The sequence below is a fragment of the Psychroflexus salinarum genome, from assembly GCF_042677225.1.
GTDB lineage: Bacteria > Bacteroidota > Bacteroidia > Flavobacteriales > Flavobacteriaceae > Psychroflexus > Psychroflexus salinarum.
Genome location: NZ_JBHTIV010000005.1, coordinates 520973 through 541599, shown reverse-complemented (window position 1 = coordinate 541599; position 20627 = coordinate 520973). Strand labels below are relative to the sequence as shown.

The following is a 20627-nucleotide window of genomic DNA, read 5'->3' as shown; positions in this document are numbered from 1 at the left end:
GTTGAGTTAGTCCGATTAGTTAGTTTTGATTTTGTTGGTTTGTTCAGAATCTTTGCTTTTAGTCGTGACTTTAATTATCCCATCAACCTTATTTGGGTCATAACCCGCCTCTTTAAGATCGTAAGGTGATTTGACGACTTCCATCGATTGAATTTGCTCAGGGTTTAAATCAGAAAACTTTTTATAATCAACTTCTTCTCCGTCAACTTTATAAATTATAGTATTGTTATTTCGGCTCAGAGCTGACTTATATTGCTCATTTGAGTTAGAGTACTGAGAAGCGTTAATATCGTTGTCTTTTTTTGTTGTGATTTTTATCAGCCTATCCACCTTTTTTGGATCGTAGCCCGCATTTTTAATTTCTTTAGCTGATTTTACAACATCTACAGACTTAATATCTTTAGGCATTACCTTATTTATTTTTTTTATGTCTATTACTTTCCCGTCTAGCATATAAATGGCTGATTCAGAATTTTTTAGAGCGAGTTTATTGACTTCTATAGAACCTTTATTTTTGGATGCGTTTGAGGCGTTACCTTTTTTGGTGGTGATTTTAATAACCCCTTTAACAAAATTTGAGTTATAGCCTTCGGCTTTAAGCTCTTCTGGGGATTTGAGGATTTCTACAGATTCTATCTGGTCTGTATCAATATTGGCGGTTTTACCTTTTTCAACCTTAACCCCATCCACAAACATCACCATATCCTGATTTTGGTATTTGCTGTTGAAATCTAAGAATTTCCTTTCTGTTTTTCCCGCTCCATTCGAAAGGGAAATGTTATTATTAATTAAAGCATCATTCGGTGTTTTAGAAGTTTCAACATCAGTGACTTGCATTGTAACCAGTTTATAGTCTGAAGTCAATTTAAAGTAGGTTAATCCTTTTAAAAAGTTATCAGCATCATTGCCTTTAATGTCTTTCATCAAATCCAAAAATTGTGGATAATAAGGCTCTGAAAATGCTGATGAATTTTTGATTGATAAGGTTTTAGAGCTTTCATCGTAGCTATAATCTTCTACAGGAATAAAGTATTCAACAAGCTTTTCTTTGTCTATACTTTTGCCATTTATGATAAAGTTTTCAGCATTCTTATAATCTCTTTTTGAATCTTCAGGTTTTTCTTTTGCCTCATCATCTTCAAAAGGAATTTCTTTATTTTTTGAAATTTTAAACTTATCTAGTGTTATTAAAATAGGTTCATAATCTGATGATACATTAATAAAAGTCATCTTCTCTGTGATGTTTTTTCCAAACTTATCAACAAGCTCTTCAGTAATAGCAGAAATTTTGGAAAAATAAGGCTTTGAAAATTCTGGTCTAGTAGTTACAGATAAAGTTTTAGTCTTTTTATCATAACTGAAAATTTCCACAGGGATATAAGTTTTTGCAAGCTCTTCTTTATCGATCTGGTTCCCGTTGATGATGAAGTTTTCAGCATCTTTGATGGTATTATAATCAGATTTAGAATCTACTTCAAGTTTGTCTTTTGCCTGTTTGACTTCAACAGGTGTTTCTTTACTTTCTGAAATTTCAAAATTATCAATCGTCATTACAAAAACTTCATCATCTTCTACTTTAAAATAAATAACGCCTTCAGGTTCGCCGTTTTTAAATAATTTATTAAGCTCTTCCTTAGCTTCAAACATTCCAGAATAGTAAGGCTTAGAAAATTCAGACCGTGTGGTGATATATAAAGTCTTGGAGCTTTTCATATGTGTAAAGCGTTTCACTGGAATATATTTGTTGAGCAACTCCGCTTTATCCATTTTCTTTTCGTTTATAATAAAGGTCTCAACGTCTTTCATCGCTTCATAATCTGGTGTAGGATTAATTTCAGGTTCAGTCCTAATTCCCACTCCAAATGGTGATTCCACTCCTTCCGTATAATCTCTGTAAAAATAAACAGGCATTGAAGCCACATCGGGAGAAGCTACTGATCCTTTAAAACCATCATTAGAATCGACTTCCAGAGCAAGACTTTTGAGTTTGTTGTTTTTATCAAATTTTAAGTTTGAATACTTCATATCAATATTGAAGTCCTCTTTTAGAAAATCCACACTAGATTCTAAGTCTTTTTTAGTCGTGTTTTCATCAAAGGTCATTTCAATTCTATTGATTTTACTTTCCGTAGTTGTAATTGAATTTTTGATTTGCGCTTTAGTCTCCACTTGAAACAGCAGAAAGAAGACCACTAATAATGGAGAAACTATAAACAGTTTCCAAAAAGATCGATTGTGTTTGTTTTTGTTAAGCATAGCGATTCGTTTTTTGATAGGAGATTGGTGAAATGAATGTTGCAACTGCGATTTAAATTGTTGTTGAGTGATGCTGTATAAGGTGAGCTGGTAGTCTCTTTTGGTGGTTTTTGCGACCACTTTAGCATCGGCTTCGTACTCAAGGTTGAGGACTAAACTTTTTTGGTACAACCAGGCAAATGGATTGAACCAAAACGCACACTTATAAAGGTGAGCAAAGAGAATGTCCAAACTGTGTTTGTGAGCTACATGGGCTTTTTCGTGAGCCAGAATGATTTTCAATTCGGCTTTAGAATACAATTGGGGATCGTAAATGATGTAATTCAAAAATGAAAAAGCACCTTCAGAAATGGGTCGTTCTATGTGAAAAATTCCTTCGGTTTTAAAGGCTTTAGAACCTTTCAGAAATTTGAGTAACCTAAAGAATTTCACCATTAAATGAAAAAGGAACAGCAATGAAATACTGATGTATATAAGTTCAATCACAGCATATTCAGTGATAAATGACCAAACTAGTTCAAAAGTGGTTGGTGTAATTTCAGTAGGAACAAATTCCGAAGAACTTGGCGCTAGATAAGAAGCTGGACTGAACGTGATTTCTTCAATTTTGGTATACGTAAAGAGTGGCAACATCAAACTTAACAGGTAGCCCACATGAAGATAGATTCTTTTAAACCTATGGTAAGTTTCTGCTTCCAGAAGTACTTTATAAACTGACCAAAAAGTAGCTAGAAGTAGAGAAGCTTTTCCGAGATAGATCAGTAATTCCATCAGCTTTTGTTTTTAATGAGTTCCAGAATTTCTTCCAGTTCCTGTTCTGAAATTTTATCCTGCTGAGCAAAAAAGGATACCATATTCTTATATGATCCGTCAAAAAATCTGGTAGAGGTTTGTTCCATAACTTTTTCGCTATAGGCTTTTTTATCCACCACAGGAAAGTACTGATGGCTTTTACCAAAAGCTTGATGGGCAACAAAGCCTTTATCTTCAAGTAACCTCACCAAGGTGGAAACTGTGTTGTAGTGCTGCTCTCCTTCCAGTTCTTGTTGAATTTCTTTGACGAAAGCTTTTTTAAGCTTCCACAATACAGCCATAACTTCTTCTTCTTTGGCCGTTAATTTTTCTGAATGTTTCATGTGAATTTCTGAATATAAAGCTAATGTAAACTAAAATTACAGTTATATAACTACAAATCCAGTTTTTAACAGTTTATCTTTTTTTGAATTTAATAAACCATTTCAAACAAAATTCTTAATTTACAGGGCATATTATAAGATTCTTTCAAAAAAGTCTGGTCATGAAAAAAATTGCTGTCGTAGGTCCAATTCCTAGAGATACGATCATCACCCATCATAAAGAACGTATTCAAAAATACGGTTGCATCACGCATCCCTGTATTGCATTGGCAAAATTGAAGCAGGACTCTGGAAGTGTTTTCCCGATTGCCCACGTGCATAAAAAGGACGTGACCCCAATTGCTGAGCTTTTTTCTAAATTTCCAGCTATCGATATGCGAGGTGTCGATGATTCTAAAGATATGGGCACAGTCATCGCTTTAGAATTCCTGGATCAAAATAATCGCGTGGAAAAGCAAACCGCCTTTATGAATCCTATTTTACCTAAAGATGTGGAAGCTTTTTTGGAGGTGGACGCCTTTGTGATGGTGCCAATTACAGATTTTGAAATTTCACTAGAGACCTTGAAATACATCAAAGCCAATTCAAAAGCTAAAATCATTTTTGATGCGCATGGCGCTACGACTTGTCTCACTATAAATGGCGATCGCTTGCGTCGATTCTGAGCCGAACGCGACGAATGGCTGCCTTATATCGATGTGCTTAAAATGAATCTTGAAGAGTCGCAATGCTGCTGGTTTCAAAATGAATACAGACTGGAAGACATAACTTCTTATGACGATTCCAAAACCGACCACCTCGATGAGTTTGCAGAACATGTGCTCAACCAGGGAACGCAGTCTTTATTTGTCACTTTGGATGCACATGGCTGTGTAGGCTACCACAGAGAACATGGAACAACGCATAAGCACTTTACCAAATCTATAGATGTACAGGAAGTAATCGACACTACTGGCTGTGGCGATTCTTTTGCTGGCGGACTGGCTTATGGCCTGGTGTACCACAACAGCCTGAAAAAAGCAGCTGAATTTGCCAACATTCTCGGTGGATTACGAACTCAGGGTAAAACCTATGAGGTGTTTAAAAATCAGAAAGAAACGGAAGGAATTCGAGAAAAGTTTTATTCTGAATAGGGTACAACTCAAGTTTCTAAGTAAAATATTTAATCTTTAATATTTCAATTCTAATCATCCAAAGGTGTTGTAGCATTGGTAGTTTCCAAGAAAAAGAGACTGTCAAACATTTTTAAAATAGGCAACTTGTAATAGTCTTTTTTAGTTTCCTTATTAAATGTGATTAATTTTAATTTGGTATATACATCACCTGATTTAATCTTTTTCACATTGAAATAATATGAATTTTCATCTGCTTCATTGAATAAAGTCTCCCAGGATTCTGAAGGTTGAAAACGAATTTTCGATTGTATAAGTTCATCATCAAAATCATGATCTCCATTAACAAACCTATTTTCAAAAAAGGAATAACTACCTTTTGATGAACTCATTCCAATAGAAAGGTAATTATTACCGAATTCATTTTTTAATTTTTCTCCCATTATTCCTATTTCATCATTAATAATTACTATGTTAGAAATATGAGCATTGTGAGCCCAGACAATCAATTTTGAATCTGGATCTTTAGCTAAATAAGCAATTCGTTCGGCCATAATTTCATCACGGCTTTGGGTAGGCTTTTTATTCTTCAGATTAAAGTAGTTGATATACGTGTTTTTAATGTTAAATAAATACTCTTCAAGCTGTTTGGTTAATAAGCCTTTAGACTCTAAAGTGTCATTTAAATCGATTGCTATCTGATAGGTGAAAGCGCCTAATTCGTTTTCATCTCTAGCCTTTTTGCCTGACTTTTTATATTTTCTGTTGTATTTTCTCACGGATAAAGTAGCTGCATCTTTGAGTCTCTCAATAAGTTGCGTAATCTCATTATCTTGAATTTCAGAAAGTTTATCTTTTAATAATTCATGCGAAACCCAGAAAGAATCATCCATTCCTTTGAATGCTACATTAGAACGGATGCTGTCGATTTTATACCAGTCTAAAAATGATTTCATTTCTTCCGTTTGGTAAATGGAAAAGAGGTGTTTCTTCATCAATTTAGAGATTTCTTCTTCCTTGATATGATTATTCAATACTTCTATGTCATCATATGGGTTTTCTAAAACAACAATATTAAATCCTTTTTCTGTAATCAATCGCTTTGTAATTGCTTCTCTTAGTTTGTAATACTCTGAAGTTCCATGAGTATCCTCTCCAATCGCCACGATTTTTTTATTACCGATAGATTCAATTAAAGGGGTTAAAGTTGCTTCTAATTTTTCTTCACTGGAGATATCCAAGCTATTTTTTTGTTGTTGTATCTGTTTTATAAGTGATTGTTTAATTTCAGCTGTTAATTCTACTTTTTTCTTTACATTCTTTAGTTCTTTTCCGTCAATAGTTACTTTAAGGTCATCTATCCATATTTTACCTTTACCAGCAAGAAGAACTCCAATTTCAATAGATTCAGCTTCAACATCTTTATAATCAAGTTCGATTTCGTACTCATTCCATTCGTTGGTTCCTTTAATTTCTTTATCCATCATATTGTAAAAACCAAGATTAGGATTGATTTTCATCCATAATCCAGCCGCATAAGATACGTTCTCAGTTTTCATATAGCCAGTCAATTTTATCTTATCGCCAATAAAACCTGCAGGGATGTAATAAGATAAAGCCCCAAAGGTTTTTGCATCCTTTTTGGATTCTATGTATCCCGAATTCTTTCCACTAAAGGCTATAAGTGTGTCTAAACCTTTTTCATAACCTGGATTTTCGAAATCAGACCAACCTTTAGCGCTATTGCCTTTCATGATTTCAAAGTCCAAATTAAGTTTATCCAAATCAGTAGTTTGGGAAAGCGTAGTGAAAGAAATTAGGGAGAAAAAAATAAGATGAACTATGGTCAATTTTGTATTCATAAGTAATTGGAGTTAGTTAGTGAGTAAACTTAATTTATTTGAAGTCGTGTGTAAAATAAATCAAATAAGTTTAAGAAAATACAAACAGTTTCGAAAGCCATAGAATTCCTTACATTTGACGCAAAACTAAAGGCATGCCAACATGGGAATCTCTTTTATCACTGAAACGCCAGGGCGATAAAAACAAACGCATTCGAAAGGAACAAGACGACACCCGACTAGGGTTTGAAGTGGATTACGATCGCGTGATTTTCTCTTCAGAATTTAGAAGTTTGCAGGACAAAACTCAGGTTATTCCTCTCTCCAAGACCGATTTTGTGCACACGCGCTTAACTCATAGTTTGGAAGTTTCAGTCGTTGGAAGATCTTTAGGACGATTGGTCGGCAAAAAAGTCTTGGAAAAACATCCGCAATTGAAAGGAACTCATGGACATCATTTCAATGATTTTGGTGCTATTGTAGCTGCAGCGGCTTTGGCTCATGATATAGGTAATCCTCCATTTGGGCACAGTGGAGAACGTGCTATTGGCGATTATTTTAAATTTGGGAACGGAAAACGCTTTGAGCCTGAGCTTCCAAAAGTCGTTTATCAAGACCTTTCTATGTTTGAAGGGAATGCCAATGGCTTCAAACTCCTCACCAACGATAATTACGGTTCCCCAGGCGGTTTAAGATTGTCTTATGCTACTTTGGGTGCTTTCACTAAATATCCAAAAGCCTCACTTCCACACAAACCGACCAAGCAGGTCGCTGATAAAAAATTTGGATTCTTCTATCAGCAGCAGGAAAAGTTTCAAGATGTGGCCGAGGAACTTGGTCTCGAAAGGAATTCTGATGGAAATGAGGTTCGTTACAAAAGACATCCGCTTGCATTTCTTGTCGAAGCTGCCGATGATATTTGTTACACCATCATCGATTTTGAAGATGGCATTAATCTGGGCTTAATCCAGGAAGAATACGCTTTGGAATATTTGTCCAAAATCGTTTCCAAAAGCATCAATACTGAAAAATATTCCAAGTTATCTACCACCAAAAACCGAATAAGTTATCTGAGGTCATTAGCGATTGGCGCCTTGATTGAAGATGCAGTTTCCCTGTTTATGGAGAATGAAGACGCCATTTTGAATGGTGATTATCATCAGGCTTTACTCGATAAATCGTCGTATAAAGTTCAGATTGAAGATATCATCAAAATTAGTATTAAAAATATTTATCAAAGTCAGGAAGTGCTTGACAAAGAAATCGCTGGTTATAAAATTTTGACAAAAATTCTAGATGATTTCACCACAGCTGTAGAACATCAGCATGCCGGGAACGCTTCCAATTTTGATAAACTCATTTTGAAAAACTTCCTTAAAGATTTTGATTTTTCTGAAAGTAAACTTGAAGACTGGCTTATAGATGTATGTTCGTTTGTTGCTTCACTCACTGATAGTAATGCCTTGAGAACGTACAGAAAATTAACGGGGAGCGATCTTTGAAAGGATAATGAATATCGTATGTCGAATACTGAATAAAGAAATTCAGATTTCAAATTGTTATTTCACGTTATGTGTCACTAAATATCAAAATTTTGAGGAGCTTCATCAGTTACTAAACAATTCTCTGCGAACTCTGCGGTTTGTATAAATATTGATAGAAGACCAAATGTTGAGTATTTACACAACCTACTTCCTTCGACCTTATCCCTAAGAACTAACTCAAAAACTCCTGAACAGTCTTAAAAAGCAACTCAGGATGCTCAATATAAGACATGTGACCGCCAGGTAAAATTTCCAATTCAATACCAGCTTCTTGTGCTATGATTTTAGTCTTTTCGAAGTTGATAACTTTATCTTGATCTCCCAAAATCATAAGACTTCTATCACTAAAGTTTTTTAAAACTTCGGTTCTATCTTTTCGATCTCGCATACCCTTCAGCGTATTGATAATTCCTTGTTGAGAACATTTGTTTGCTTCAAGAATAGCAGTATTAATTTCAGCAGACAAACGTTTTTGATCTTTGGGTAGGAATAAATGCTTCACCGCCATGCGTATAAAAGCATCGGGGTACTTCTGAATCATGGTGATGGCTCGATTTCTTTCTTTTTGTTTGACTTCAGAATCTGCTAAAGAGCTTGAATTTAAAAGAATGAGCTTTTTAATTTTTTCTGATTTTAATTCAGCTAAAGCTAAGGCCACATAGCCTCCCATAGAATGTCCTAACAAACTAAAGTTTTTCAGCTTTTGATGTTCTGCAAAGGCCAAAACTAGAGCTGCATAATCTTCCATTGTATGGATGTACCCAATGGCTTCTGTTTTGCCATGACCAGGTAAATCTAAAACGTAAACGTTATAAGTTTTAGAAAGCTCTTTTTGAAGTGTTTCCCACATTAAAGAGTTTTCCAAAAATCCATGCAAAAGAATAATAGGTTCACCTTCGCCTGAAAATGTATAGTGAACTTTGGCCTGCTTGTATCTAAAGGTCATGTGTCTAAATAAAACTAGCCAACTGTTAGTTTAGTAAACAGTTGACTAGAGAAAAATCTTTTTAGGTTAGTAATAACTTAAAAAAGTTAGCTATTCATTAAGTCTTCAATCTCTTCGATTTCGATAGGAATATTGGCCATTAGGTTTTTTGGCGCTCCCTGTTCCTGGATAACCACATCATCCTCGAGTCGAATGCCCATATTTTCATCGGGCAGATAAATGCCTGGTTCTACTGTAAATACCTGATTGGCTTTCATAGGTTCGTGCAACAAACCGTAATCGTGTGTGTCCAGGCCGATATTATGAGATGTGCCATGCATAAAATACTTTTTGTAAGCTGGCCATTCTGGATTTTCATTTTGAACATCCGCTTTATCCAGAATTTTCAAATCCAATAATTCTGAAGTCATCAATTTACCAACCTCAACATGATAATCTTTCCAAATAGTTCCAGGAACTAGCATATCCGTTGCTAAGTTTTTGACTTTATTTACTGCAGTATATATTTGCTTTTGTCTATCTGTATATTTTCCAGAGACAGGAATCGTACGAGACATATCACTTGTATAATTGGCGTATTCAGCACCTACGTCAATTAAAATCAAGTCTCCGTCTTTCAATTGATTTTTATTTTCGATGTAGTGAAGCACAGTTGCATTTTTCCCTCCTGCTATAATTGGAGTATATGAAAATCCACGAGATTTATTGATTAGGAATTCGTGCATAAACTCTGCTTCCAGCTCATATTCCCATTTACCAGGTTTTGTGAATTCTAAAATTCTTCTGAAACCTTTTTCAGTTATGTTGCAAGCTTTTTGCATCACGTCCAATTCAAGCGGATGCTTAACAGATCTTAATCTTTGTAAAATAGGATTGCTTTTTGAAACCTGGTGAGCAGGATAATTTTCTTTTAACCACTTATTAAAACGATCTTCACGAGTTTGAGTAGCATGTGCAGCTCTGTAGTGCTCGTTGGTATTCATATAAACCATCCCTGTTTGGGCCATTAGTTCATTAAAAACTTTTTGAAAATCTTGAATCCAATACACAGTTTCGATTCCTGAAGTTTTTAACGCTCTTTCTTTGTTGAGTTTTTCACCTTCCCAAACAGCTATATGAGGATTGGTTTCAGTCAAAAATAAAATTTCACGATGCTTTGGATCTGGGGCATCAGGAAATAAAACCAAAATGCTTTCCTCTTGATCTACTCCACTTAAGTAATAGATATTTCGGTCTTGTTGAAAAGGAATCGTACTATCCGCTCCTATTGGATAAGTATCATTTGAGTTGAACACTGCCAAACTTCCTGGCAACATCTGACTCATAAAGTTTTTTCTATTCTGAATAAATAATTCGCTGGAAATAGGCTCGTATCTCATTTTTTTTCAATTTTCATCAAAGGTATAAAATGGACTTTAAAAAATCTGTAAAGGAATAATTAAGAGGTAAAATAAATTTTAGTTGCTCTAATTTTACGACAAGGTTTTCGTGAATTTGATTCAATAGGCTTTAAAATTATTCTAAATTAAGCGTAAATACTTGACTTCATTTGTTTCAGAGCGCTATGTAGCGTATTTTTGCACAAAATCAAATACAGAATAATGGCTGGAATAAGCAAAACATCAATAGCAAGGAAAGTTGCTATGGCTCTTTCAGGACTTTTTTTAGTCCTTTTTTTACTTCAACATTTTACGATTAATTTTACCTCGGTCGTCAGTCCTTCTACCTTCAACGAGATTTCTCATTTTATGGGAACTAATTTTGTGGTACAGGCCTTACTTCAACCCGTATTAATTGCCGGCGTCGTTTTTCACTTTATCATGGGGTTTGTACTTGAAATTCGAAACAGAAATGCGCGAAGTGTTAAATACGCTAAATTTAATGGCGGAGCTAATTCAACATGGATGTCCAGGAATATGATTATATCCGGAATTGTGGTTTTGGCTTTTCTAGGACTTCACTTTTACGATTTTTGGATACCTGAGCTCGTTCATAAATATGTAGAAAGCCATCCCGACGATCCTTACAGATACTACGATGAAACCATTGCTAAATTTGCAGGAGACCCAATTAGAACTGGTCTTTACGTATTGTCTTTTGTGTTCCTGATGTTACACTTACTTCACGGTTTCGCGTCTTCCTTTCAATCTCTGGGAGCAAAGAACAAATATCAGGAAGGTTTATCCGGATATAAAAGTGGCACATCCAAGTTCATTCGTAAATTCACTACAGCCTTTGCGATTGTAATTCCAATGGGCTTTGTATTTATAGCACTATATCATTATTTTAATAATTTATAAGCGAAAGGATTATGTCAGTTTTAGAATCAAAAATACCTGAAGGTCCCATTGAGAAAAAATGGACTAAACATAAAAACGAAATTAACCTCGTCAACCCGGCGAACAAAAGAAACATCGACATTATTGTCGTTGGGACTGGACTCGCAGGTGGAAGTGCTGCAGCAACTTTTGCAGAACTTGGCTACAATGTCAAAACATTTTGCTATCAAGATTCTCCTCGTCGTGCGCACTCAATTGCAGCGCAAGGAGGAATTAATGCTTCGAAGAATTACCAAGGTGATGGGGACTCCGACTACAGATTGTTTTACGACACTGTAAAAGGGGGCGACTACAGATCCAGAGAAGCTAATGTTTACAGACTTGCGGAAGTTTCTGGAAATATTATCGATCAATGTGTCGCTCAGGGTGTTCCTTTTGCCAGAGAATACGGTGGTCTTTTGGATAACAGATCTTTTGGTGGTGTATTGGTGTCAAGAACATTCTATGCTAAAGGACAAACAGGTCAACAATTGCTACTAGGAGCCTATTCAGCAATGAACAGACAAATCAACAGAGGAAAAATCCAAGCTTTCAACAGACATGAAATGATGGATTTGGTACTTGTAGATGGAAAAGCCAGAGGAATTATCGCTCGTGATCTTGTCTCTGGAAATATTGAAAGACATTCTGCTCATGCGGTTGTCTTAGCTTCTGGCGGTTACGGAAATGTTTTTTACCTATCAACTAATGCGATGGGTAGTAATGTGATGGCAGCCTGGAGAGCTCATAAAAAAGGCGCTTTCTTTGCGAACCCTTGTTTTACACAAATTCACCCAACATGTATCCCTGTTTCTGGAGACTTACAATCCAAATTGACTTTAATGTCGGAATCATTGAGAAACGACGGTCGTATTTGGGTACCAAAGCATGAAAAAGATGCGAAAGCTATTCGTGAAGGAAATTTAAAACCTACGGAACTAGCTGAAGAAGATAGAGATTATTATTTAGAACGTAGATATCCTGCTTTTGGTAATTTGGTTCCACGTGATGTGGCTTCCAGAGCTGCTAAAGAGCGTTGTGATGCTGGTTATGGTGTAAATAAAACAGGACAAGCAGTATATCTTGACTTTAAAGCAGCTATAGAGCGTTATGGAAAAGAAAAGGCATTTACCTCTGGACATAAAAACCCAAGTAAAGAAGAAATTATAAAATTAGGCGAAGAAGTTGTTGAGTCTAAGTATGGTAACTTATTTGAAATGTATGAGAAAATTACAGATCAAAATCCATACAAAACCCCAATGATGATTTTCCCGGCCGTTCATTATACAATGGGAGGTCTTTGGGTAGATTACAACTTGATGACAACAGTCCCAGGCTGTTTTGCAGCTGGTGAAGCTAACTTCTCTGATCACGGGGCCAACAGACTTGGAGCTTCTGCTTTGATGCAAGGTCTTGCAGATGGATATTTCGTACTTCCTTACACGATTGGAGATTATCTAGCTGATGATATTAGAACTGGACCAATTTCAACAGAAACTGAAGAGTTTGAAACTGCTGAAAGTGATGTAAAAGACAGAATTCAAAAGCTATTTAATGCAAATGGCAAAAACCCTGTTGATTATTACCATAAGAAATTAGGTAAAATCATGTGGAATAAATGTGGGATGTCTCGTAACGAGAAAGAGCTAAAAGAAGCCATGGAAGAAATCAAAGAATTGAGAGAAGATTTCTGGGCTAATGTGAAACTGACTGGTAAGGCAGAAGCTAAAAATCAGGAACTTGAAAAAGCAGGAAGAGTAGCAGATTTTCTTGAACTTGGTGAACTTTTTGCTAAAGATGCTTTAGAAAGAAATGAATCCTGTGGTGGCCACTTTAGAGAAGAGTACCAAACTGAAGATGGAGAAGCCTTAAGAGACGACGAGAATTTTAAATTTGTATCTGCTTGGGAATATGTTGGTAATCCTAGAGATGCAAAGCTTCACAAAGAGCAGCTAGAATTTGAAAATATTGAATTAAAAACAAGAAGCTATAAATAATTGACTTATGAAGCTTAAACTTAAAATATGGCGTCAGGAAGACGCTGAAGCTAAAGGAGGATTTCAAAACTACGAAGTAGATGGTATTGATGGAGATATGTCATTTTTGGAAATGCTCGACGTTTTAAATAATAATCTGGTCAATGATGGTAAAGAGCCTGTTGAATTTGATCATGACTGTAGAGAAGGCATTTGCGGATCCTGTTCCTTACAAATTAATGGAGAGCCTCACGGTCCAGACAGACTGATAACTACCTGTCAACTCCACATGAGAAAGTTCAATGATGGAGATGAAATTGTTATTGAACCTTTTAGAGCTACCGCTTTCCCCGTTGTAAAAGACTTGGTTATCGATAGATCTGCTTTTGACAGAATCCAACATGCAGGGGGTTATATTTCTGTAAACACCTCAGGAAATACACAGGATGCCAACTCAATTCCGATTGAAAAGCAAAATGCAGATGACGCGTTTTATGCTGCAACTTGTATTGGTTGTGGTGCTTGCGTTGCCGCTTGTAAAAATGCAAGTGCTATGCTATTTACCTCAGCAAAAGTCTCTCAGTTTGCTTTGTTGCCTCAAGGTGAAATTGAAGCCCACGAACGTGTCTTAAATATGGTGCATCAAATGGATAAAGAAGGCTTTGGTAACTGTACAAACACAGGAGCCTGCGAAATAGAATGTCCAAAAGGCATTTCTTTAGAAAACATTGCTAGAATGAATAGAGAATACATGAGCGCCAGCGTAGCTGGATAAGCTTTAGACAGATAGATATTAATTAAAAGGCGTTTTAGGGTTCATCTAAAGCGCTTTTTTTATTTATAAATTTGCTTAAATTTATAAGTGCTTTAATATTAAGCAATTTTTTTGGTAGTGATAATTAGCGCGTTAACATTAAAAAAATGCTTTGAGAAAAACTACGCAAAGAAAGTATGTTAGGACCAATATTAATTCTAAGAACATGATAACTAAGAGGTTTAAGGTGTTAGTTGCTATCCCGTCAGTTATTCTTATATCTGTGATTGTAGCTGTATTTGTAGATGAAGAGGCTAGTTTTCAGAATTTTTACAAAAAACCTAGTTATATTTTTACAATAATCCAAGTTATAGCTTTTGCACTAGTAGCACAGCAACAATATGTCAATGACAAAAAAAAGCAGAATAAAAAGCTATAAACACGATCTAAAATTTAATTTGATGATTAATAAAAAAACTATCGTCACAGTTATAGATTTTATAATCGGGGTTGTAATTGGATTTAATGTGATTTATTTTATTATAGATCAAAAAGCCTTATTTGAGGGGTCTAACAAAGGCGTACTGATCGTTTTTATAGCATCTTTAGCGACTTTGCTATTATGTAGATTTTCGCTGTTAAGATCGATTTCAAAAGAAAAAAAACTACTATGAGTACTGAAAAGCTTTTAAGAATAATAGCATTTACATTAGCTTTTATTGGTTTAGCAGGTTTAATTTTAGTGCTTGAGGGTATATTAAACATAAGGTACAGGATTCTATTTTATGGAATTGGGATTTTACTTATATTTTATCATATTTCTCGTAAATACAATTCATTTAGATAAAATGAAGTTGAAAAAATGACTAAAATAGCAGACTTAAGCACAATAATTTCTCTTTTGTTAATCAATATATTTTTAATTCTAGATTTTATTGACCTAGTGCCTTTATCTAAATATTTCAGGTCCGTTCTTTTTCTAATGTATAGCTTGACCTTTATCAGGCTTTATTTTATAAGTAAGAAAAAAACTAAACAATGAAAACACACAGTATGCTATTGTTGCTCTCCTCATTAATGATAATAGTTTTGGGACTAAATCAAATCTATGTGTTCTATGTAACTAATACATGGTTGAATCTGAGTTTGATCGTAATAATTCTTTCGATTTTGACCTATTTAATCTTTAGATTGAAAATGTAATGACAAACAATCAAAAAACATTGTCAGGAGTGTTAGGTGTTATTTCTATGCTTTTTTTCTATTTCCTTTTGAGAATAGACTTTTCAAAGATGCAATCTTGGTTATGATTGAATGAGATCTGCATACTTTATTCTCTTCACTTTATATTTTACATAACTTATAAAAGGCTTAAGACGAAAATGAAGAGTTTTAATTATTAAATATATTTCTATATACAAAAGGTGTTTCTCCTTCATGAGTTAATCGGCACTCTAAGAGTGTTTTCTCATACATTGATTTTAATTTTAGCGGTTTTAAAATCTTGACATTATACATCCATAAAAATATCCAGCCAATAAGCTCTCTGTTAATTCCACATCGCAATTTGAGCACATAGTTTCCTTTAGATTTTAAAATCTTCTGAGAGTGATGCCAGTGATGATCTTCTATAAAACGGCCAGTAACAGACGTGAATTCAATCTCAATATCATAAACCTGTTCATCAATATTTTTGGTAACTCCAAAACGCATACTCATCTCCTTATCAAGTAAGGATTTGTACTTTTTATAACCTGTAAAGCCTTTACTTAACTCAATCTGTTCGAGTTGTCTTATGCCAAAAATCTCGATAATTTTTTTCTTCAAATTATAACACGCTAAAAAATAAGATGCTCTGTGATGAATTAATTCAATAGGACAAACAACAAATTGAAAAGAATCCAAATCCAAATTCTCTCCTGTTTCGTCATCTTTCACTAGTTGAATCTGTAATGTTTTCTTTTCGTGAATAGCCCTTTCTATGATTTCTAACGCCTTCAATTTTTCTACAGATAGATTTTGATAATAGAATCTTGTATTCGATGTATAGATGGATTTAAAGCGTTCTGGATTATGGTTTGGTTTAACTAGGGCCTTTATATAAAAGTATTTTTTTCCTTCATAGAAATAATTATTCAAACTCTCGTTTTGGTCTATAATGTATTTCAAGGATTTAAGATCCCTTTGGATTTGGCGTTGAGAAACAATAAAACTTTCTTTATTAAGCAAATCAAGTAATTGACGGGAGGTGTAAGCATTATCTCTTAACAAAGTGGATAAGTAAGATAATCGTTTTAAAAAATCACTCATGTATGGACGTTTTATGTCGTTTCACGGTATAAATGTATAATAAAACAACAATTAAATTAAATTTAATTTTGAACAAAAAAAGAGACATTTACTGGAGCTTCATCCTGAACTCTGTAAATAAAGACACCTGCTAATAAGCAGGTGTCTTTGTAATATAAAAAAACGAAATTGATAAATTGATTTTAGAAAAGAGGTGTTAATTAACTTTTTTCAAAGACTTCACGCCTTCTAGCATTTCTTTTACAATCATTTTGAGATCAAAATCGTGTTTCCACCCCCAGTCTGATCTGGCTTCAGAATCATCAATACTATCAGGCCAAGAATCGGCAATATCTTGTCTAAAGTCTGACTCATAACTCATATTGAAATCCGGAATATGGTTTTTGATTTCAGAGTAAAGTTCTTCTGGAGTAAAACTCACACTTGAAAGATTATAGGATGATCTTATTTTAACAGATTCAGCAGGTGCATCCATAATAGATATAGTAGCATTTATAGCATCATCCATATACATCATTGGCAAAACAGTGTCTTTTGATAAGAAGGAAGTGTAGTTTGAAGATTTTAAAGCTTCATGAAATATTTCTATAGCATAATCTGTAGTACCACCTCCTGGAGGTGTTTTATAACTGATTAAACCAGGGTAACGAATGCTTCTTACATCTACGCCATAACGTTTGTTATAATAAGCACACCAGCGTTCTCCAGCTTGCTTACTAATCCCGTAAACGGTCGTCGGCTCCATGATAGTTTGCTGTGGAGTGTCTATTTTAGGCGTTGTAGGGCCAAAAACAGCAATGCTGGATGGCCAAAAGATCTTACTAACTAATTTTTCCTTACCGAGATTCAAAACATTGAATAAAGAAGTCATATTGAGATCCCACCCTTTTTCTGGAAATTTTTCTGCAGTTCCACTTAACATTGCGGCCATCATATAAACAGTGTCAATATTGTGATTGGAAACAATGGTTTTAAAATTTTCAAAGTCGGTAGCATCTAGTATCTCGAAAAGTCCATCAATTAGATCTGGAGAAGTCGGTGATTTAATATCACTTGCTACCACAGCATCATCACCATGAATATCTCTTAGTGCAAGGGTGAGTTCTGAACCAATCTGACCACAAGCTCCAACTATTAATATTTTTGAAGGCATAATTTTAAATTTTGTTCAAATTTAAACTTTGATATACATATAAGAATAAAAATTTCGTAATTATGAAAAACTTAATCATCAAGCATATAAATTTGAACTCATAAAAATTCAGTATGAAAATTAAACCCATAATTCCAATAGTATCAGTTTTAATCTTTTTGGCTTTAGCTACGTCTTGCTCAGACCAAAAAAAAGAAGATAAAGCAGGTAACTTAAAAGGTGAAATTACCAATAAACTTCAGGAGAAGATCAATCTGGACACTATAAAAACTGTAGAATTGTCCGAAAAATCAAAAAAGGTTACAGAAGAATGGATCAAGTACATTGCCTTAAATTCAGAAATGGAGCGACTTGAAAATTATATAGTTTTAGACGTTATCAATAATGCGAGTACAATAGAAAATGTTATAGATTCATTACCAATAGTAATTCCTAAGGTTTTTGATACCAAAGCAATAAAAGCTAGAATTATCACTTTGAAAACACACTCAAAATTGCTTGAAGAAAACTCTGAAAGAGTTGAACCTAATCCTTCTGAAATTAAAGAGTTGAGCGCAAAACTAAAGCTGGACTTCAATAACCTCAACATACAATTGAATGAAGTTTTTATCATAGAAGACAATACTTTTCAGACTAATTAAAATACTAAATGAGACATTTCAAAAATTCACTATTCATTATATTTTTTTCAGTTTATAGTTATGCTCAGACAGAGCAAATAAGCTCAACTATGAATAGTTGGCATAAAGCTGCTGAGGAGGCTGATTTTGATACTTACTTTGGCTTAATGACTTCAGATGCTGTTTTTGTAGGCTCAGATGCTACTGAAGTATGGAGTTTTTCTGAATTCAAAGCTTTTTCAAAACCTTATTTTGATGCTGGTAAAGCATGGACTTTTAAACCAGTGAACCGAAATATTTATATTAGTAAAGATCAAAAAATAGCTTGGTTTGATGAAGTTCTAAGTTCTGATCACATGGGGTTGTGTAGAGGTTCCGGAGTGCTTATTCAGAAAGAAGGAGAGTGGAAAATCAAACATTTCGTGCTTTCACTTACCGTTCCAAACTCTTTGGTTGATCATCTCGTTAAGCAAAAATCAAAATTAGACAACGAATATCTAGAATCTCAGCCTTAAATTCTATTTCAGCAAAAAAGCCGTATTTTTAACCCAAATTAAAATAATACATTATGAATAAAGTTAAATTGATCTTTATAGCCATAGGTGCTTCATCATTACTTTTTTCGTGTCAAGATTCCGATAAGGGAACTGCAGACGAAAGTAAAGGCATTGCCTTACAATACATGGATACCACAGTAAATCCACAAGACGATTTTTACACCTATGTAAATGGTGGCTGGATGAAAGAAAGTGAGATTCCAGACGACAGAACCTCTTGGGGAGGGTTTCAAATTTTGAGAAAATCTACAGACAATGATGTTTTAGAAATCTTAAAAACCGCTGAAGAGTCTGGTAAATACTCATCAACTTCAGATCAAGGAAAAGCAATTTCAGTATTTAATTCTATTATGGACACTACGTCTAGGGATGTAGCTGGTGTAGATCCTATCATGGACAAGCTGGACCTTATTGAAGAAGTTAAAACCAAAAAAGAAATTCAAAAGCTCTTGGCAGAACACCCAACAGCAATTTCTTCTCCGTTTTTTGGTGTTTCTGCATATTCAGACCCAAATGATAGTAATACGAATGTAGCTTACGTAGGAACAGGAAGTCTTGGACTGCCAGATAGAGATTACTATCTAGATCAAGACGATAAGTCCAAAGAGATTAGAGAGCAATACAAAGACCATATCGTAAAAATGATGGCTTATTTTGGAGGCGCTAAAGACGATGCTAAATTTAAAGCAGAGACTATTCTAAAACTTGAAACTCAACTTGCTGAACCAAGGTTGGACAAAGTAGCTAGACGAGATTTTAGAAATTTCAATAACCGGTATGCTGTTGAAGATCTTAGTGGTGTTACGAAAAATATAGATCTGAAAGCTTACATGACAGATTTAGGAATTGAAAAATTACCTGATACAGTTTTGGTTATGGAGCCAAAGTATATGAAAGCTCTTGATGAAATGATTGCCGAAACACCATTAGAAGAGCTTAAAATCTTAATGACTTGGTCAACAATCAATGACGCAGCGAATCAACTTTCTACTGAGATTGCTACTACCAACTGGGAGTTTTATAGCAAAACTTTAAGTGGAGCGAAAGCTCAAAGACCTCTAGACGAAAGAGCTCTTGCTGTAGTCAATGGAAGTATCGGTGAAGCTGTTGGTAAGCTTTACGTAGATCAAAAATTCCCACCTGAGGCTAAAGAAAAAGCTGAAGATATGGTTGGTAATGTAATTACTGCTTTCAAAAATAGAATTGAAAATCTAGAATGGATGCAGGATTCAACCAAAACTAAAGCCATAGAAAAACTGAATAAATTCACCGTGAAAATTGGATACCCTGATGAGTTTGAAGATTATAGTGATCTTGAGGTCACTCCAGAAAAAACATTTTACGAAAACATGCAGGCGGTTTCTATGTGGAATTATAAAGACAACCTGAGTAAAATAGGTGAGCCTGTTGATAAAACTGAATGGGGAATGTCTCCACAAACGGTTAATGCTTACTTTAATCCATTATTCAATGAAATAGTTTTCCCAGCGGCAATTTTACAACCTCCTTTTTACGATTACAAAGCAGATGCTGCTGTGAATTATGGTGGTATTGGTGCTGTGATTGGTCATGAAATTTCACATGCTTTTGACGATAGTGGAGCAAGATTTGATGCCAACGGAAACTTAAAAAACTGGTGGACAGATGAAGATTTAGAGCAGTTTACAAAACGTGGAAACGATTTGGCTGAGCTTTACAGTAGTATCGAAGTTTTAGATAGTGTTTACATCAATGGTAAATTTACCCTAGGTGAAAATATAGGTGATCTTGGTGGTGTTTTAGGTGCTTACGACGGATTGATGTTGCATTATGAAAATGAAGAAAAGCCAGGGAAAATTGATGGATTCACTCCAGAACAACGTTTCTTTATGTCCTGGGCAACCGTTTGGAGAACCAAAGTGAGAGACGAAGCCTTGAGAACACAAGTCAAAACAGATCCACACTCTCCTGGACAATACAGAGCTTATGTGCCTTTACAAAACGTGGATGCTTTCTATGAAGCCTTCGACGTAAAAGAAGGAGATGACCTTTATATCGCTCCGGAGGAAAGAGTCAGAATTTGGTAAATCAAGGTTATATAACCTGATATCATAACTAAAAAAGC

18 protein-coding genes are annotated in these 20627 nt (G+C 34.8%); 11 read left to right on the top strand and 7 right to left on the bottom strand.

Features of this window, described 5'->3' with window-relative positions; all coding sequences use genetic code 11:
• Positions 1-15 precede the first annotated feature (15 nt).
• Entirely contained in the window at positions 16-3027 is a 3012-nt protein-coding gene (locus ACFQ0R_RS04650; RefSeq protein WP_379657211.1) for a M56 family metallopeptidase, read from the bottom strand.
• The gene (locus tag ACFQ0R_RS04645) at positions 3027-3392 is read right to left on the bottom strand and encodes a BlaI/MecI/CopY family transcriptional regulator (protein WP_379657210.1); all 366 of its coding nucleotides are present in this window, start codon (positions 3390-3392) and stop codon (positions 3027-3029) included. The genes ACFQ0R_RS04650 and ACFQ0R_RS04645 overlap by 1 nt, the downstream gene beginning before the upstream one ends.
• 161 nt (positions 3393-3553) lie before the next feature.
• On the opposite strand from ACFQ0R_RS04645, the gene ACFQ0R_RS04640 reads away from it, so the two are divergent.
• Positions 3554-4057, top strand: a complete 504-nt coding sequence (locus tag ACFQ0R_RS04640; protein WP_379657209.1) for a hypothetical protein — start codon at positions 3554-3556, stop codon at positions 4055-4057.
• Positions 4058-4075: 18 nt separating this feature from the next.
• Positions 4076-4525 carry a carbohydrate kinase family protein gene (locus ACFQ0R_RS04635; protein WP_379657444.1) on the top strand — a complete coding sequence of 150 codons (450 nt, stop codon included), beginning with the start codon at positions 4076-4078 and terminating at the stop codon, positions 4523-4525.
• Positions 4526-4575: 50 nt separating this feature from the next.
• Here the strand turns inward: ACFQ0R_RS04635 and ACFQ0R_RS04630 are convergent, their stop codons facing one another.
• Positions 4576-6366 (bottom strand): erythromycin esterase family protein, encoded by a 1791-nt coding sequence (locus ACFQ0R_RS04630; protein WP_379657208.1) that lies wholly within the window; start codon positions 6364-6366, stop codon positions 4576-4578.
• A 134-nt stretch (positions 6367-6500) separates the two neighbouring features.
• Here ACFQ0R_RS04630 and dgt point away from each other — a divergent pair, with 134 nt between their 5' ends.
• Positions 6501-7847: a dGTP triphosphohydrolase gene (dgt, locus tag ACFQ0R_RS04625; protein WP_379657207.1), complete on the top strand. Its 1347-nt coding sequence runs from the start codon at positions 6501-6503 to the stop codon at positions 7845-7847.
• 214 nt (positions 7848-8061) lie between these two features.
• Here dgt and ACFQ0R_RS04620 read toward each other — a convergent pair whose 3' ends face one another.
• Positions 8062-8835, bottom strand: coding sequence for an alpha/beta fold hydrolase (locus tag ACFQ0R_RS04620; RefSeq protein WP_379657206.1), 774 nt, complete (start codon positions 8833-8835; stop codon positions 8062-8064).
• A gap of 86 nt (positions 8836-8921) precedes the next feature.
• Complete coding sequence (locus tag ACFQ0R_RS04615) at positions 8922-10214, bottom strand: aminopeptidase P family protein (protein ID WP_379657205.1); 1293 nt, start codon at positions 10212-10214, stop codon at positions 8922-8924.
• A gap of 222 nt (positions 10215-10436) precedes the next feature.
• On the opposite strand from ACFQ0R_RS04615, the gene ACFQ0R_RS04610 reads away from it, so the two are divergent.
• The 5 genes from ACFQ0R_RS04610 to ACFQ0R_RS04590 all read left to right on the top strand — a co-directional run bounded on the left by ACFQ0R_RS04610 (position 10437) and on the right by ACFQ0R_RS04590 (position 14730).
• Positions 10437-11135: a succinate dehydrogenase cytochrome b subunit gene (locus ACFQ0R_RS04610; protein WP_379657204.1), complete on the top strand. Its 699-nt coding sequence runs from the start codon at positions 10437-10439 to the stop codon at positions 11133-11135.
• An 11-nt stretch (positions 11136-11146) separates the two neighbouring features.
• The gene (locus ACFQ0R_RS04605; RefSeq protein WP_379657203.1) at positions 11147-13150 is read left to right on the top strand and encodes a fumarate reductase/succinate dehydrogenase flavoprotein subunit; all 2004 of its coding nucleotides are present in this window, start codon (positions 11147-11149) and stop codon (positions 13148-13150) included.
• A gap of 7 nt (positions 13151-13157) precedes the next feature.
• The gene (locus tag ACFQ0R_RS04600) at positions 13158-13904 is read left to right on the top strand and encodes a succinate dehydrogenase/fumarate reductase iron-sulfur subunit (RefSeq protein WP_379657202.1); all 747 of its coding nucleotides are present in this window, start codon (positions 13158-13160) and stop codon (positions 13902-13904) included.
• A 205-nt stretch (positions 13905-14109) separates the two neighbouring features.
• The gene (locus ACFQ0R_RS04595) at positions 14110-14322 is read left to right on the top strand and encodes a hypothetical protein (RefSeq protein ID WP_379657201.1); all 213 of its coding nucleotides are present in this window, start codon (positions 14110-14112) and stop codon (positions 14320-14322) included.
• A 231-nt stretch (positions 14323-14553) separates the two neighbouring features.
• Entirely contained in the window at positions 14554-14730 is a 177-nt protein-coding gene (locus ACFQ0R_RS04590) for a hypothetical protein (protein WP_379657200.1), read from the top strand.
• A gap of 545 nt (positions 14731-15275) precedes the next feature.
• Here the strand turns inward: ACFQ0R_RS04590 and ACFQ0R_RS04585 are convergent.
• Together ACFQ0R_RS04585 and ACFQ0R_RS04580 are read right to left on the bottom strand one after the other, a co-directional pair.
• A complete protein-coding gene (locus ACFQ0R_RS04585) occupies positions 15276-16193 on the bottom strand; it encodes a WYL domain-containing protein (protein ID WP_379657199.1) in 918 nt (305 codons plus the stop codon).
• 196 nt (positions 16194-16389) lie between these two features.
• Positions 16390-17346, bottom strand: a complete 957-nt coding sequence (locus tag ACFQ0R_RS04580; RefSeq protein ID WP_379657198.1) for an NAD-dependent epimerase/dehydratase family protein — start codon at positions 17344-17346, stop codon at positions 16390-16392.
• 113 nt (positions 17347-17459) lie between these two features.
• On the opposite strand from ACFQ0R_RS04580, the gene ACFQ0R_RS04575 reads away from it, so the two are divergent.
• The 3 genes from ACFQ0R_RS04575 (at position 17460) to ACFQ0R_RS04565 (ending at position 20589) form a co-directional block, all read left to right on the top strand.
• The gene (locus ACFQ0R_RS04575) at positions 17460-17987 is read left to right on the top strand and encodes a hypothetical protein (protein ID WP_379657197.1); all 528 of its coding nucleotides are present in this window, start codon (positions 17460-17462) and stop codon (positions 17985-17987) included.
• Between the two features lie 89 nt (positions 17988-18076).
• The gene (locus tag ACFQ0R_RS04570; protein ID WP_379657196.1) at positions 18077-18481 is read left to right on the top strand and encodes a nuclear transport factor 2 family protein; all 405 of its coding nucleotides are present in this window, start codon (positions 18077-18079) and stop codon (positions 18479-18481) included.
• Positions 18482-18534: 53 nt separating this feature from the next.
• Positions 18535-20589, top strand: coding sequence for a M13 family metallopeptidase (locus ACFQ0R_RS04565; RefSeq protein ID WP_379657195.1), 2055 nt, complete (start codon positions 18535-18537; stop codon positions 20587-20589).
• Positions 20590-20627: the final 38 nt, after the last annotated feature.